The 14561-nt window shown below is 62.8% G+C and carries 14 protein-coding genes; 8 read left to right on the top strand and 6 right to left on the bottom strand.

Annotation, left to right across the window (positions count from 1 at the left end; translation table 11 throughout):
* Positions 1-42: 42 nt before the first annotated feature.
* From K0F86_RS11975 to K0F86_RS11960, 4 genes are all read right to left on the bottom strand, one after another.
* Entirely contained in the window at positions 43-1635 is a 1593-nt protein-coding gene (locus K0F86_RS11975; RefSeq protein ID WP_219134597.1) for a sensor domain-containing diguanylate cyclase, read from the bottom strand.
* 127 nt (positions 1636-1762) lie between these two features.
* On the bottom strand, positions 1763-2320 hold the full coding sequence (locus tag K0F86_RS11970) for an NADPH-dependent FMN reductase (protein ID WP_219134596.1): 558 nt from the start codon (positions 2318-2320) through the stop codon (positions 1763-1765).
* Between the two features lie 204 nt (positions 2321-2524).
* Positions 2525-3646: an alanine racemase gene (gene alr, locus K0F86_RS11965; protein ID WP_219134595.1), complete on the bottom strand. Its 1122-nt coding sequence runs from the start codon at positions 3644-3646 to the stop codon at positions 2525-2527.
* Between the two features lies 1 nt (position 3647).
* Positions 3648-4937: a D-amino acid dehydrogenase gene (locus K0F86_RS11960; RefSeq protein ID WP_219134594.1), complete on the bottom strand. Its 1290-nt coding sequence runs from the start codon at positions 4935-4937 to the stop codon at positions 3648-3650.
* A gap of 105 nt (positions 4938-5042) precedes the next feature.
* On the opposite strand from K0F86_RS11960, the gene K0F86_RS11955 reads away from it, so the two are divergent.
* The 6 genes from K0F86_RS11955 (at position 5043) to K0F86_RS11930 (ending at position 11101) form a co-directional block, all read left to right on the top strand.
* On the top strand, positions 5043-5543 hold the full coding sequence (locus K0F86_RS11955) for an Lrp/AsnC ligand binding domain-containing protein (RefSeq protein ID WP_034754979.1): 501 nt from the start codon (positions 5043-5045) through the stop codon (positions 5541-5543).
* Between the two features lie 148 nt (positions 5544-5691).
* Entirely contained in the window at positions 5692-6039 is a 348-nt protein-coding gene (locus tag K0F86_RS11950) for a hypothetical protein (RefSeq protein WP_219134593.1), read from the top strand.
* A gap of 95 nt (positions 6040-6134) precedes the next feature.
* A complete protein-coding gene (locus tag K0F86_RS11945) occupies positions 6135-6701 on the top strand; it encodes a carboxymuconolactone decarboxylase family protein (RefSeq protein ID WP_219134592.1) in 567 nt (188 codons plus the stop codon).
* 89 nt (positions 6702-6790) lie between these two features.
* A complete protein-coding gene (locus tag K0F86_RS11940) occupies positions 6791-7651 on the top strand; it encodes a tetratricopeptide repeat protein (RefSeq protein WP_219134591.1) in 861 nt (286 codons plus the stop codon).
* 334 nt (positions 7652-7985) lie between these two features.
* A complete protein-coding gene (locus tag K0F86_RS11935; RefSeq protein ID WP_219134590.1) occupies positions 7986-9707 on the top strand; it encodes a PAS domain-containing methyl-accepting chemotaxis protein in 1722 nt (573 codons plus the stop codon).
* Between the two features lie 2 nt (positions 9708-9709).
* Positions 9710-11101 carry a chemotaxis protein CheW gene (locus tag K0F86_RS11930; protein WP_219134589.1) on the top strand — a complete coding sequence of 464 codons (1392 nt, stop codon included), beginning with the start codon at positions 9710-9712 and terminating at the stop codon, positions 11099-11101.
* Positions 11102-11103: 2 nt separating this feature from the next.
* On the opposite strand, the gene K0F86_RS11925 is transcribed toward K0F86_RS11930, so the two are convergent.
* Positions 11104-12096 carry a GlxA family transcriptional regulator gene (locus K0F86_RS11925; protein ID WP_219134588.1) on the bottom strand — a complete coding sequence of 331 codons (993 nt, stop codon included), beginning with the start codon at positions 12094-12096 and terminating at the stop codon, positions 11104-11106.
* 112 nt (positions 12097-12208) lie between these two features.
* On the opposite strand from K0F86_RS11925, the gene K0F86_RS11920 reads away from it, so the two are divergent.
* Together K0F86_RS11920 and K0F86_RS11915 are read left to right on the top strand one after the other, a co-directional pair.
* Positions 12209-12847, top strand: a complete 639-nt coding sequence (locus K0F86_RS11920; RefSeq protein WP_219134587.1) for a cysteine hydrolase family protein — start codon at positions 12209-12211, stop codon at positions 12845-12847.
* A 54-nt stretch (positions 12848-12901) separates the two neighbouring features.
* The gene (locus K0F86_RS11915; protein ID WP_257572117.1) at positions 12902-13462 is read left to right on the top strand and encodes a YdcF family protein; all 561 of its coding nucleotides are present in this window, start codon (positions 12902-12904) and stop codon (positions 13460-13462) included.
* Positions 13463-13597: 135 nt separating this feature from the next.
* Here the strand turns inward: K0F86_RS11915 and K0F86_RS11910 are convergent, their stop codons facing one another.
* Positions 13598-14524, bottom strand: coding sequence for a viperin family antiviral radical SAM protein (locus K0F86_RS11910; RefSeq protein ID WP_219134586.1), 927 nt, complete (start codon positions 14522-14524; stop codon positions 13598-13600).
* Positions 14525-14561: the final 37 nt, after the last annotated feature.

The raw sequence follows: 14561 nt of genomic DNA, 5'->3' as shown, positions 1-14561 counted from the left end.
TTACCGAATGACAAGGTCAATCTGATCCGGCGCAAAAACGCCTCAGACAGGCTCGGCGAGGCCCACGCGGTTGCGTCCATTTTCCTTGGCCACGTACAGGGCCGCGTCGGCCGCCAGCAGCACGGCGTCCGCACCGAGCACCTTGCCCGCCCCCTGTTCCGATGACACGACGCCCAGCGACACCGTGACGGGACCGGCGCCGGGGATCTTGGCGGCGGCCACCCTGGCGCGCAGGCGCTCGGCCACCTGCAGCGCCACGTCGAGGTCGGCCTCGGGCAGCAGCATGATGAATTCATCGCCGCCATTGCGGCACAGCACGTCGGCATCGCGCGAGCAGGCGCGCATCAGTTGCGCCAGGTGCAGGATGACTTCATCGCCCACCGCATGGCCCCACTGGTCGTTGACTTGCTTGAAATGGTCGATGTCGATGGCGATGACGGAAAACGGCCGCGCCTGCGCCTGCCAGGCGTCCAGCGCCGCCGCCATGCCGCGCCGGTTCGACAGGCCCGTCAGCGGGTCCGTCTGCACGTCGAATTTCAGCTTGCCGATCTTTTTTTGCAGCAAGGACATTCCCACCAGCAAGGCGCGCTTGATCTGCGCCGCTTCCAGATACCAGGCGCGGATGCCGCCGATGCGCTCGGACATGCCGGGCGCGTCCATGCGGCTGGCGCTTTCGGCCAGCTGCACCAGGGGCCGTGAAATGAGGCGCGCCAGCCACCAGATGAACGGCAGGCTGAGCAAGGCAATGGGCAAGGAATACCACAGGGTGTTGAGCATCAGCTGGTTCAGCGGCGCCAAAGTGGCGGCCGTGGGCCGCTGGGCCACGATGCCCCAGCCCGTTGACGGCAGCACGGCATAGCCGGCCAGCATGTCCGTGCCCCGGCTGTTGACGGTGCTCCCGCTGCCGCTTTCCTGGCGCAGGATGGCGTCGATCACGGTATTCTTGCCGGCCACTTCGCCGACCCGCGAAGGATCGGGATGGTACAGCAGGCGCCGGCTCTGGTCGACCACATAGAGATACGAGCCATCGCGGTAGTAATGCTGTCCCAGCAAGGTGAACAGGATGTTTTTCTGCTTCAGGTAAATCGACCCGCCCACATAGCCCAGATAGCGTCCGCCGTGATCGAACACGGGATGGGAAATGAAGACCACCAGGTTGCCCACCGACGACATATACGGCCGGGTGATCAGCGGGCGGCGTTCGCGCAGCGCCAGGCGCGCCCCTTCCGAGACCAGCTGGCTGTTCTGCAGGGCCAGCGTCTCGGGCGACACGCCCAGCACCTTGCCCTGCGCATCGACGATCAGGACGGAATTGAAGCTGTTGGTCTGCCCGCGCAAGCGTTCAGCTTCCATCTTGAGGGCGGCCGGGTCGGCAAAATGCCGGGGCAGCTGGCCGGCGCTGTAGGCCAGCTGCTGGCGCGCCGCCAGCAGGAAGTTTTCCGTGCTGCTGGCCAGCTTCAGCGCATACGCGTAGTTCGCCTCCAGGGTCGTATCGATCAGCAACTGGCGCTGCACCTGATACGTGGCATAAAAGCTGTTACCCAGGGAGAGCACGGCGCTGGCAAACGCCACCAGCACGATCAGACGGCGCAGATTGATGCGCAACAGAGGTTGCGCCACAGGTTGAAGCGGCATGGAAGAGACGGGGCAGCGTAGGATTGCGCCTGAAAAAAAAGCCCATTATACATGTCCATACAGCAACAAAGTGCCATGAACAACGGTTTATTGCCCCAGTTGTCCCCGTCCGACAAGCCTGGGCCATTCAGGCATGCACGGCGTGCTTGCGTACCCAGTCCGCGTAGCGCTGCATCCAGCCCTGGAAGAAACCGAGGCTGGCCGGACCGATGCCGCCATGCTCGTCGAACAGGCCATCCTTGGCCTGGATAAACATCTCTGGCTGGCCCAGCAGTGGCACGTCCAGGTAAGCGAGCACATTGCGCAAATGCTGCTGCGCCAGGGCCGTGCCCGTGGCACCGACGGACACGCCCAGCACGGCGCCCGGCTTGCCGCCCCACACGCTCTGGCCATACGGACGCGAGCCGTGATCGAGGGCGTTTTTCAGCACGCCGGGGATCGAGCGGTTGTATTCGGGAGTGAGAAAGAGCAAGGCTTGCGATGTGGAAATGTCCGATTTGAGGCGCAGCACCTGCTCCGCCTGCGCGCCATCGTCATCCTGGTTGTACAGCGGCAAGTCACCGATGTCGATGTGCTTGAAGGAAAACTCGGGCGGCGCCAGCTTGACGATGGCGTCGGCCAGCTTGCGGTTGAAGGAATCCTTGCGCAGGCTGCCGACGATGATTGCGACTTGATATTGGCTCATGAAAATCCCCGATGATGGTTAAGAAAAAGCCCTGAGGTGCGATGCACGTCAGGGCTATCTTGCCACACAATCATCGCTTTCGCGCTGCTTAGCGTGCGAAACCAGCGCACCTGAAAAAATGCTCAGGGCTAGGCGCCTTGCCGAAGACAGTACGAATGTACGGCAAGGCAAGGCAACAACGCCATGGGCGTTTTGGCAGGTGCGCTAACGTGCCAGGCCTCGGTACTCGCGGTAGTAACGCCCGCCCAGGTTCGTCAATACCTCGTAGCCGATGGTATTGGCCATGGCCGCCACGGCGTCGACCGGGTGTTCGGCGCAGATCAGGTCGACCAGGCTACCCGGCGCGACGCGCTCCTGTGCGATGGCGCTGACGTCCAGCGTAATCGAATCCATCGAGATGGCGCCGATCTGCGGCACTTTCACGCCATCGACGATGGCCAGGCCCTGGTTGCTCATGCTGCGCAGCCAGCCATCGGCATAGCCGACGGAAATCGTCGCCACCTGGCGCGGCTCGCTGGCCGTGTAGCGGCGGCTGTAGCCCACATGGTCGCCGGCGGCGATCGTACGCGTCTGCATGACCTTGCCTTGCAGCCGGACCACGGAGCGCAGCGGATTCGGCTCGCCGCCCTGCGGCCCGATGCCGTACAGGGCCGCACCAGGACGCACCAGATCGAAGTGAAAATCGGGCGACAGGAAAATACCCGAGGAATTGGCCAGGCTGGCGCGGTACTGCGGCAAACGGGCGCGGATGGCGATGAAACGGGCCAGCTGCTCGCCATTCATCGGGTTGGCGCGCTCGTCGGCGCACGCCAGGTGGCTCATGATGTAGCGCACCTTGATGCCGTCGAGAAAGTGCGCATCCAGCAGCCAGGCGTCGATTTCCTGCGGCGACAGGCCCATGCGCGACATGCCAGTATCCACCTGCACGATGGCGTCCAGGGTTTTCCCCAATGCCTTGGCGTGCGCGCGCCAGCCCGCCACCTGCGGCTCGCTGTTGAGCACGGGCGTCAGGCCATGGGCCGTGAATTCGCCTTCCGTATCGACGGGCGGGCCATGCAGCACGAAGATGGCCGCGTCCGGCGCCACGTGCGGGCGCAGGCTGATGCCCTCTTCCAGGTGGGCGACGAAGAAATGGCGGCAACCCTCTTCATACAGGGCCGCGCCCACTTGCGCGGCGCCCAGGCCGTACGCGTCGGATTTGACGACGGCGGAACAGGCGGCCGGGTGCGCCTTGTCGCGCAGCAAGCGGTAGTTGGCGCGCACGGCATCGAGGTCCACCGTCAGGATGGCGCCGCTACGTTCCTTGGCAGGCATGCTGGCCGCCATCTCAGGCTCCCGCGTATTGCAGTTTGCCGCCGCGCTGCGCGCCGCTGTAGCGGCTGACGGACAGGTCGTCGGCCAGAATCGCCGGCTGTTTCGACGACATCAGGTCGGCCAGCAATTGCGCCGAGCCGCAGGACATGGTCCAGCCCAGGGTGCCGTGGCCCGTGTTCAGGAACAGGTTGCGCAGCGGCGTGCGGCCGACGATCGGCGTGCCGTCCGGCGTCATCGGGCGCAGCCCCGTCCAGAACGTGGCTTCCGCCGTGTTGCCGCCGCCGGGGAACAGGTCGTTGACGACCATTTCCAGGGTTTCGCGGCGGCGCGGGTTCAGGTTCAGGTTGTAGCCGGCGATTTCCGCCATGCCGCCCACGCGGATGCGGTCGTCGAAACGCGTCACGGCGATCTTGTATGTTTCATCGAGGATGGTCGACACGGGCGCCTTGGCCGCATTGACGATAGGCACGGTGATCGAATAGCCCTTCAATGGATACACGGGAATGTCGAGCAATGGCTTCATGAAGCCCGTCGAGTAGGAACCGAGGGCCACCACATAGGAATCGGCCTTGACGACTTCCGCGCCGCATTGCACGCCAGCGATTTCATCGCCCTGCGTCAGCAAGGCATCGATGGACACGCCATAGCGGAACTTCACACCCAGCGCCTCGGCCATTTCCGACAGGCGCGTGGTAAACAGCTGGCAATCGCCCGTTTCATCGTTGGGCAGGCGCAAGCCGCCGAACAGCTTGCCCTTGACCGCTTCCAGGGCCGGCTCGGCGCGCGACAGCTCGTTGCGCTGCAGCACTTCGTACGGCACGCCCGCATCCTTGAGCACTTCGATATCCTTGGCGGCGTCGTTGTATTGTTTTTCAGTGCGGAACAATTGCATCGTGCCTTGCTGGCGGCCTTCATACGTGATGCCGGCCTCGGCGCGCAGCACCTTGAAGCAGTCGCGGCTGTACTCAGCCAGGCGCACCATGCGTTCCTTGTTCACCGCATACGCTTCCGGTGTGCAATTACGCAACATCTGCCACATCCATTTGAGCTGGGCGGCGCTGCCGTCAAGCGAGATGGCCAGCGGCGCGTGGCGCTGCATCATCCACTTCACGGCTTTCAGGGGAATGCCGGGCGCGGCCCATGGCGAGGCGTAGCCGGGCGAGATTTGCCCCGCATTCGCGAAGCTGGTTTCCAGTGCCGGGCCCGGCTGGCGGTCGATGACGGTCACCTCATGTCCTGCCTTGGCCAGATAGTAAGCACTGGTGACGCCGATGACGCCGCTACCCAGAATCACGATACGCATAGTTTCCTCATTATATTTTTTAGGCTATTGCCAGATTAACCGCTATCATATTGGGAAAGAGCCAGTATTTGTTCACGTATAAATCGAGATATTCAGCAATAAATCATGAGAATCCTTAAAGAATCGGCACGTGGCCTCGACAAGCTGGACCGCCACATTCTGCGCATCCTGCAGCAGGATGGCCGCATCTCGATGAAAGACCTGGGCGAACAGGTGGGCCTGTCGATCACGCCCTGCATCGAGCGGGTCAAGCGCATGGAGCGCGACGGCGTCATCACGGGCTACCACGCCAAGGTGAACCCGGCCGCGCTGGGCGCCAAGCTGCTCGTCTTTGTAGAGATTACTCTCAATCAAAAGTCGGCGTCCGCCTTCGAGCAATTCCGCCGCGAAGTGCTGCAGATTCCCGAGGTGCAGGAATGCCATCTGGTATCGGGCGACTTCGATTACCTGATCAAGGCGCGCATCCATGAAATGGCCGAGTACCGCAAACTGCTGGGCGACATGCTGCTGCAGCTGCCGGGCGCCGCGCAATCGAAAAGCTATGTGGTGATGGAAGAAATCAAGGAAACCCTGGCGCTCTCGACCGACGTGCTGCAGAGCCGCTAAAGGTAGCACCAGGCGACACCAAAGGCATCATCTTGTGCGCCTTTGTATAATCTTGTAGCACATTCGTGGCGACCCACGCACACTCCCGACATGACATCACGCCCGTCCCCTCTGAGATCGGAAGCAGTGATGCACACTGGGAGTCCCTATGAACACATTGATAAAACTGGCAGCTTCCTGCCTCGCGGGCCTGGCCGTGGCCATGTGCACCGCCAGTGAATACAAGGTCAACCGCGCGCCCGACAATGGCGCCATCTATCAGAACATCAAGGTCGGCAAGACCACTCGCCTCGACCTCGACGCGGCCCTGGGCAACGCCACCGTCGTCAGCTTCGATCCCGGCTATGAAGTCTGGGTCTACAAGAACCAGCTGCAAGCGCCCAGGGTGACGCGGCTGCTCCCCCTGCTGGGCGAAAAAGGCACGCGCGAAGTGGCCGTCATGTTCGATCAGGCGGGTGTCGTCAAGAAATTCCGCATCCACGAGCCGCGCAAGTAGGCGCACAGCGAACGGGCGCCGCCTGCCACGCTGGCTGGCTATACTGGCTGCTGGCTACCGCCGCCCACCGCTCACCTACCCAGCAAGGAGTTCCCATGCGCCTGCCCCTGATTGCTCCGAAAGACCTGACGCCCGAACAGAAGCCGCTGTATGACGATATGCGCAAAGGCATCACCAGCAATTTCAACGACTTCATCGCCGTGCGCGAAGACGGCGCCCTGATGGGGCCATGGAATCCGTGGCTGCACGAACCGGCCATCGGCAAGGCCATCTGGGACCTGACCCTGGCCATGACGGCCAACGCCACGTTGCCCGACAACGTGCGCCAGATTGCCATCCTGGTGGTTGGCGCGCGCTACAACGCCGCCTATGAAATCTACGCCCACATCGCCGTCGCGGAGCGCGAAGGCATGTCGGCCGAGCGCCTGGCCACGCTGGTGGCCGACGTCAAGCCCGGCGACCTCGACAAGCACGAGAGCATCGCCTACGACCTGGCCTACGCGCTCAGCCGCGCCGGCACGCTGCCGGAGCCAGTGTACCGGCTGGCGCTGGCCACCTTTGGCCAGCACGGCACCAACGAGCTGATTTACCTGGTGGGCCTGTACGCGCTGGTCTCGACCACCTTGAACGGCTTCAACGTGCCGGTGCCGGAACGCGACTGAAGGGTCTTGCCCCTGCTCATGTGCCGCGATGGGGAACGCCGGTGGAAGCGCTCTTGCTCTACACTGGCGTTTTATCCTCTGCAACTTCCATGCAACTACCCGCAAGCCTCGCCCACATCTCGGTCGAACCAGACTGGCAACACACGACTGCGTATCCACCGCTCGGCTTCACCCCCTTCTTTGAAGGCGCACTGGGCAATGGCGACACGTTCGGCCTGTACTGGCCCATCGGGCGCGAAGCGTACGAACCGATCGTCGTCGAAACGTGGCACGACGAGTGGCGCCTCCAGCCGCACTTTTCCAGCCTGGCCGCGTTTTTGCAAGCCTACGCGGCAGCGGAGGACGAGTATGTCGGCACGCCATCGCTGGCCGACGACCCCGCGTCGCCGCGCGCCGCCTATCTGGAAGCCAAGGAACAGATCGCGCAGCGCAACCCGGACGCGGCCATCGCGCTGCTGGAAGCGGCGCTGGCCATCGTGCCCGAATATACGGACGCGCTGGTGCTGCTGCATGGCCAGTACGTGCGCGCGGGCAGAATCGGGGAAGCCGTCAAGGTGGCCATCGATGCCATCATTTCACCACCGTCGTTTGGCGGCCCGCCATTCAAGGCCTTGCAATGGCTGCGCACGCAGCCGGTGCCGGACGGGGAACTCGACCCCATCTGGCGCGCCTGCGGGCAATTATCGTTCAACTTTGGCGGCAGCAAGGAAAATGCCGATTATCCCGTGCTGCTGGGCGCCATCGCCACCTATGTGGAGCAGGGCAACTACCTTCGCGCCTCGACCCTGATGCAGACGTATGCCGAACTGATGAGCGCGGAAACCATCTCGTTCCAGCAACGCTATGGCTTCGAGCCGGCCGCCTTCATCGCGCAGCAGATCGCCGTCAGTGCGCGGCTCCCGCACGGCAGCCGCGCCCCGGCAGCGCCATGCTCGCCCGGCAGGGATTAAGCCCCCCCCCCTGGCTGACGACATCAGCGCCACATTATTTGGCATATTTGTCATATTTGTTTCTTCAATACGGCCAGCCGCACTTGTATCCATAAAGAAACATATCCAGCCAGCCGTCCATCCGGCGTTCATAGGTGTGAGAACAGGAAAACTCGGCATCCTGCCGAGAAAAAATCTCAAATACTATTTGACTAATTTGTTGAATATTTGTTTAATTAGGTATATTTAATTTATTTGTTTTTTCGGATGCCGAGGCAAGCCTGACTGCCACGTGACGCAAACAGTCACGCACCGTTGTGCCGGCGCGCGCCGGCCTGAGAACATGGAGATCGCAATGAACTACCCGATGATGGAAGCTGAGCAGGCAAAGCAAGGCATGGAGGGTGTTGGCCTGGCGGCCGCGCTGGGCAAGATGCAAGGCCTGTTGCAATTCGATTTGCACGGCCGCGTGAGCAACGCCAACCAGATCGCGCTCGATCTGTTCGGCTATCAGCGCGACGAACTGCTGGGCCAGCCCCACCAGTTGCTATGCACGGTCACGCGCGACCGGCAGCAGGAGGAGCGGGAATTCTGGCGCCTGCTGGCCGAGGGCCAGTCACAGTGCGGCGATTTTCAGCGCGTGGACAGGCAAGGACGGGAACTCTGGATACAGGCGCGCTATGTCCCGCTATCGCACGATGGTGGACAAGCCGACCACGTCATCGTGCTCATCGACGACATCACGGCCAATATGCGCTCGCGCCTGGATTTTTCGGGCAAGATCGAGGCCATTGAGCGGGTCCAGGCCGTGATTGAATTTGATCTGCAGGGCCGCGTGTTGCGCGCCAACGACAACTTTCTGCGCACCTTCGGCTACCAGGAACAGGAACTGCTCGGCCAGCACCACCGCATGTTCTGCACTGCGGAAGATGTGCAGGCCAGCAGCTACCGGCAATTATGGGAAGGCCTGGAACGCGGTCAATTCCAGTCCGGCGAGTTCCGCAGGATTGACAAACTGGGCCGCGAAGTCTGGATACAGGCGTCCTACAACCCCATCCTGGATATCGATGGCCGGCCGCTCAAAGTGATCAAGTTTGCCACCGACATTACCGCCGCCAAGCGCCTCAGCTCCGAGACGGCCGGCAAGATCGAGGCCATCGCCCGCTCGCAAGCGGTGATCGAATTCGACATGCGGGGCATCATCCTGACGGCCAACAGCAATTTCCTGCGGGCAGTCGGCTACACGCTGGAAGAAGTACAGGGACAGCACCACAGCATGTTTTGCGATGACATGCTGGTGCAGAGCGAGGCTTACCGTAACTTCTGGGCCGATCTCGGCGAAGGCAAATTCAAGAGCGCCCGTTTTCACCGGCTTGCCAAGCATGGCGCCGCCATCTGGCTGCAGGCCACCTACAATCCGATTCTCGACACCAACGGCCGTGCCTTCAAGGTCGTCAAATTCGCCATGGACATCACGCAGCAAGTCGAGCGCGAACAGACCGTCAGCAGTCGCGTCGCCGGCATCGGCGATGTCATGCAGGAGCTCGCCGGCGCCATCGACAGCATCGGCCAGGGCGCCGCGCATGCGAACACCATCGCACAGCAAACGGAACAGCATGCCCGGCAGGGGCGCGTACTGCTGGGCCAATCCATCGATTCCATCCTGGAGATCCAGAAATCGTCGCAGGACGTACATGAAATCGTCAGCACGATCAGCGATATCGCGATCCAGACCAACCTGCTGGCCTTCAATGCCGCCGTCGAGGCGGCCCGCGCCGGGGAACATGGCCGCGGTTTCGCCATCGTGGCAGATGAAGTACGCAAACTGGCCGAGAAATCCGGCGACGCGGCCCGTAACATCGCGCGCCTGATCGATAGCACCATCAGCCGCGTCGATCAAAGCGGCACCCTGTCGGAACAGGTGCGTCAATCGTTCGAACAGATCCGTGATTCCGTCCATAACACGACACAATCGATCGGCCAGATCGACCAGGCCACGGCGGCCCAAGTCGACTCCAGCAGGCACGTGGCGCAACTGCTGACCGAGCTGCAAGCGACCACCGCCGCGGAGCACTGAGCATGGCGGCCCCGGTAGCGCCGGCACAGGATTACGTGCGGGTAAGGATAGGCTCGCTGCAGGTGGGCATTGCATCTTCCTGTGTACGCCAGGCGCTGGCGCGTCCCGCCGGCGTGCTTCCCGTGCCAGGCGCGACAGGTGCCCTGGCCGGCGTTTTCTCGCATCAGGGCCAGCTGATTCCCCTGATCGACTTGCGCCCCTGGCTCCACATGGCGGCCGATACGCCCTGCGCTTACGTGCTGTTGCTGGTGACGGACGGCCTCCTGGCCGGGCTCGCCGTCGATGCCGTCTCCAGCGCACAGAAGATTCATCCTGAGCACATTGAGCAGGTATACCACGACGACGAACCTGACCACTTCTTCCGTTACGTCGCGCGCCCCACTGGCGATGATGAACTGCTGAACTTGCTGGAGCCGCAGCGCCTGATGCTGCGGGCACAAGCCTGGACCCGTACGGCGGGTATGCAAGCAGGGGGCGATGCGCCGCCCGACCTGGCCCGCACCGGCCCTGCCATATCGCTGGCCCTGTTCGAACTGGCAGGACGCGTGCTGGCACTGCCCTCGACGCTGGTGGCCGAAGTCCTGCCCTGCCCGCCAATGGACACGGCATTCGGCTGGAATGGACCATTGGCCGGGGTAGCCGGCTGGCGCGGTCGCCAGGTGTATGTCCTCAATGGCGCCGTTTTCAGCGGTGCCTTGCCGGTACCGCCAACGCCGCCGCCCTTGCTGGCCGTGCTGGAACGCGACGGCCTCTGCCTGGGGCTACGCATCGACAAGACGCTGGCCGTGCGCGACATCGATTGCAGCCAGCTCCTGCACGGGACGGACGGGCCTTGCAGCCACCCACTGGTGGCCGCCACCATCACGGCGGAATCCGGCCCGCCACAACTGCTGCTCGATGACGCGGCCTTGCTGGCGCTATGTCCACAAACATCGCGGGAAACGCGCGCGCAAGTGCAGGCGCTGGCGCAAGACAGGCGCAGCAGCGATGCCTACATCGTCTGCGATGCGGGCGAAGAACTGGCATTGCCGATGGCCGCCATCGTCACCATCGTGTCCCTGCCTGCCGACATGCAAGCCCCCTCGCCCGACGACCCGGCCGCGCCGTCTGGCAGCTTTACCTGGCAAGGACGCACGCTGCCATTGATCGCGCTCGGCCCCCAGGGTGCGCCAACGGCGCGCATTGTCGTCATCGAGCATGCGACACGGCACTTTGGCTTGCTGGTGCGTAATCTCGTCACCCTGGTACCCGCCTACGCGGCGACAAAAACCAGCTTCAGCCAGTTCGGCGGGCAAGCGCAGACGATGATTACACTCGATTCACCGGAAGGAAAAACCAGCTACCGCGTATGGGAACCAGAGGAACTGGCTGGCGTCACAAGCCATGCGCGTTGATCTCAGCGCTCCACGCACGCCTGTTTCTCGCGGAACAGCTTGCGGTACGCCGACGGCGACGTCTGCAAGCTGGCGCGGAAATGCTGGCGCAGCGACAGGGCCGTGCCGAAACCGGCCTCTTGCGCCACGACATCGATCGAGGCCGCGCTTTTTTCCAGCATGCCTTGCGCATGCGCAAGACGCTGGTTCAGCAGCCATTGCTTGAACGACGTGCCCATGGCCTGGCGGAAGTGGCGCGTAAAATTGCGCCGGCTCATGGCGGCCTGTTCGGCCAGCGCGTCGATGCTGTGTGCCTGGTCCAGCCTGGCCGTCACGCCAGCCAGCACCTCGGCAAAGCGCCCTTCGCTGCCGGACACGGGCAGCGGGCGCTCGATGAATTGCGCCTGTCCGCCCTGGCGGTGCGGCGCCACCAGCAGCCGGCGCGCCACGCGGTTGGCCACCTCGGCGCCGGCCAGCTGGCGCAGCAGGTACAGGCAGCAATCGAGACCGGCCGCCACGCCGGCCGACGTCAGCACGGCGCCATCGTCCACGTACAGCACTTCCCGGTCCACCCTGACCTTCGGATAGCGGGCCGCGAGGCGCTCGGCCATGCCCCAGTGCGTGGCGGCGCGCTTGCCATCCAACAAGCCCGCCTGCGCCAGGGGAAACGCGCCCAGGCACAGGCCCACCATGCGCGCGCCGCGCCCGCTGGCCGCCTGCAGCGCCGCGACCAGGGACGGCGCGGCATCGCGGCAATCGTCGTGCCAGGCCGGCATGATGACGATATCGGCGCCCTCCAGCCCTTCCAGTCCGCACTCGGGCGTGATGGAAAAGCTGGCCGCCGTGCGCAAGGGCGCGGGATCGGCCGCACAGACGCGCACGTGGAAAGGCGGCAGGTCGGCCTCGTCCGTCTGGGCGCCAAACACGAGGCAAGGCACGGACAAGTGAAATGGCGTCATGCCGTCGAAGGCGATCACGGCCACGCTCAAGGGGGAAGAAGTAAGAAAAGTAGGCATGGCCCGATTTTATCGTAGATAGGCCTTCGGGCCACTTTTTGTTTGTGCCGCGCGGCTTGAAAATGGCTGCATCGGGGAAGCCCTTCCTCTTTCAACCATTCAGGAGTCACGCATGTCCAACACTACCGCACCACGCCGCGCCCTGCTCGTCATTGATGTACAAAATGAATACTTCACGGGCGACATGCCCATCGAATATCCGTCCGTCGAAATTTCCCTGCCGAACATCGTCACCGCCATGGCCGCCGCCCGCGCCGCCGGCGTGCCCGTGATCGTCGTCCAGCACGATGCGCCGGAAGCTTCCCCCATCTTCGCCAGGGGCAGCGACGGCTGGCAGTTGCATCCGCAAGTGGCCGCGTTTGCCGCCGACCACCGCATCAACAAAAGCATGGGCAGCGCGTTTGCGGGCACGGACTTGCGCGCCTGGCTGGAAAACCACAGCATCGACACCCTGACGGTGACCGGCTACATGACGCACAACTGCGACGCGGCCACCATCTACCACGCCGCGCACGACGGCTTGCAAGTCGAATTCCTGCAGGACGCCAGCGGCACCCTGCCCTACGCGAATGCGGGCGGCATGGCCAGCGCCGAGGAAATCCACCGCGTCTTCAGTACCGTGTTCCACTCGAATTTCGCCGCCGTCGCCAGCACGCAAGCGTGGCTCGACGCCGTGCGCGATGGCAAGCCGTTGGAAAAGGACAATATCTATCTGTCGAACCAGCGCGCGCGACAAGCGCAGGCGAACTGACGCGGGCAGGAATGGACGGGTATCATGCATCCATTCCCTACTCGATGATGAACGATGCGAAAAATAACTGTGCTGGGCTTGACGACTGCGGGTGTTTTTCTGCTGGCCACCGCCGCCCTGGTGCTGGCGGGCCTGCACGACAAGCTGGCGCCCGCCGACGTGATCGTCGTGCCCGGCAATACGATCCTGCCCGACGGCACGCCCAGCCCCCGGCTGCAGGCGCGGCTCGATGCGGCGCTGACGCAATTCCAGGCTGGACTGGCGCCGCGCATCCTCGTCAGCGGAGCCACGGGCAAGGAAGGCTTCGACGAGGCCGCATCGATGGCCCGCTATCTGGTCAAGCGCGGCGTGCCGGCCAGCGCCATCATTGAGGATAATCAAGGCTGGACCACGGACGCCACGGCCCGCAATGCGGCGGCATTGATGCGCGCGCACGGCTGGAAGTCAGCCATGGTGGCCACGCAATATTTTCATGTGCTCCGCTTCCGGTTGGCTTTGGAGCGGGCCGGCATCACCGTCAGCGGCCAGGTGCACGCGCCCTACTTCGAGCTGCGCGACCTGTATTCCGTGCCGCGCGAAACGGTGGGGTACGCCGTGTATTTCGCACGGCCATAAATAGACACTACGCATTCTTGAGATGAAGGCCTGCCTACCCCAAACGGGCGCCAATGGTGGCTGGCATGGCCAACCAGGGTGTTCATCAAACCTGCGCCAGAGTAAGTACGGCAAAAGGACAGGCGGGCCGCCATTTCATGCCTGCAGCTCCCCCAACTCGCCTGCGTAGCGGGAGCAGAACTTCCTTGTCGACACATTGATCTGGGAAAATGCCCGGGCGGCACCGACGTCGAGAATGGAGTCGCTATATCGATAGCCTTTTTCCCCAGGTTTGTTCTGGAAGAAACGGCCATATGGATCAATCATCAAGTAGGACTCGGTCATGTCGGCGTTATCCTCCACGCGGACGCCATGGTCAAGGTGGGCATGGCGCCGGACGAAGGTGTCAAACTGGGCGTCAGACAAGGCCAGATCATCCGTAATTTTGGGCAGCATGCGCAAGATTTTCCATTTCTCCGGCGCCAGACTGGCAATCAAGTTGCCCATGTCTTCTTGCCAGTTCAATGCGTTGACGACAGTATTGATCTTGAGCCGAAGCCGGGGATTGATCTGCCGGCCCAAAGCAATCATGTCAACCAACGCAGGCATCGACAGCATGCGCAACTGGCGATCAACTCGTCCGATACCCAAATTGGTCTTATATTCCGAGGAGTCCAGGCTCAGCCCCAGTATCGTAAGATGGGGCGCCAGCGCCTGCATCAAGGAAGGCGTCAGACGACTGCCATTAGTGATAACGGAGGTCTCAAGACCCCATCGCCGGGCATGCAGGATGACGTCGAGCGACTTCTCGGCATACAGCAGCGGTTCCCCACCAGCCAGGTTCAGCCGCAACGATTCCCAATGCATACTCGGCCACAGCGGATTGCCCGAATTGCCAGGTTTAAAAAAACGCCCGACCTCCTCGACCAATGCTTTGATAGCGGCACCATCGTGTATCAATTCCTGCGTCGATCCGCCATCGTCCCACTTTGCATAGCAATAGCGGCAGCCATAATTACACACTTCGGTAACATGCCAATTGACGACGAGTTCGCGTACACACATGGTGGGGGTAAGGCTCACGGCACACTCCGGTTGTTTGATAGGCCCTCACTTTGCC

This window comes from Janthinobacterium sp. UMAB-60 (genome assembly GCF_900095235.1).
In the GTDB taxonomy this organism is placed as follows: Bacteria; Pseudomonadota; Gammaproteobacteria; order Burkholderiales; family Burkholderiaceae_D; genus Janthinobacterium.
The sequence above is the reverse complement of the archived record's forward strand: the minus strand, read 5'-3'. Positions and strand labels throughout refer to the sequence as shown.

Excerpts from the sequence above, each read along its gene's own strand:
- K0F86_RS11975 (WP_219134597.1), bottom strand. The coding sequence starts at position 1,635 with ATGCCGCTTCAACCTGTGGCGCAACCTCTGTTGCGCATCAATCTGCGC.
- K0F86_RS11970 (WP_219134596.1), bottom strand. The coding sequence starts at position 2,320 with ATGAGCCAATATCAAGTCGCAATCATCGTCGGCAGCCTGCGCAAGGAT.
- alr (WP_219134595.1), bottom strand. The coding sequence starts at position 3,646 with ATGGCGGCCAGCATGCCTGCCAAGGAACGTAGCGGCGCCATCCTGACG.
- K0F86_RS11960 (WP_219134594.1), bottom strand. The coding sequence starts at position 4,937 with ATGCGTATCGTGATTCTGGGTAGCGGCGTCATCGGCGTCACCAGTGCT.
- K0F86_RS11955 (WP_034754979.1), top strand. The coding sequence starts at position 5,043 with ATGAGAATCCTTAAAGAATCGGCACGTGGCCTCGACAAGCTGGACCGC.
- K0F86_RS11950 (WP_219134593.1), top strand. The coding sequence starts at position 5,692 with ATGAACACATTGATAAAACTGGCAGCTTCCTGCCTCGCGGGCCTGGCC.
- K0F86_RS11945 (WP_219134592.1), top strand. The coding sequence starts at position 6,135 with ATGCGCCTGCCCCTGATTGCTCCGAAAGACCTGACGCCCGAACAGAAG.
- K0F86_RS11940 (WP_219134591.1), top strand. The coding sequence starts at position 6,791 with ATGCAACTACCCGCAAGCCTCGCCCACATCTCGGTCGAACCAGACTGG.
- K0F86_RS11935 (WP_219134590.1), top strand. The coding sequence starts at position 7,986 with ATGAACTACCCGATGATGGAAGCTGAGCAGGCAAAGCAAGGCATGGAG.
- K0F86_RS11930 (WP_219134589.1), top strand. The coding sequence starts at position 9,710 with ATGGCGGCCCCGGTAGCGCCGGCACAGGATTACGTGCGGGTAAGGATA.
- K0F86_RS11925 (WP_219134588.1), bottom strand. The coding sequence starts at position 12,096 with ATGCCTACTTTTCTTACTTCTTCCCCCTTGAGCGTGGCCGTGATCGCC.
- K0F86_RS11920 (WP_219134587.1), top strand. The coding sequence starts at position 12,209 with ATGTCCAACACTACCGCACCACGCCGCGCCCTGCTCGTCATTGATGTA.
- K0F86_RS11915 (WP_257572117.1), top strand. The coding sequence starts at position 12,902 with ATGCGAAAAATAACTGTGCTGGGCTTGACGACTGCGGGTGTTTTTCTG.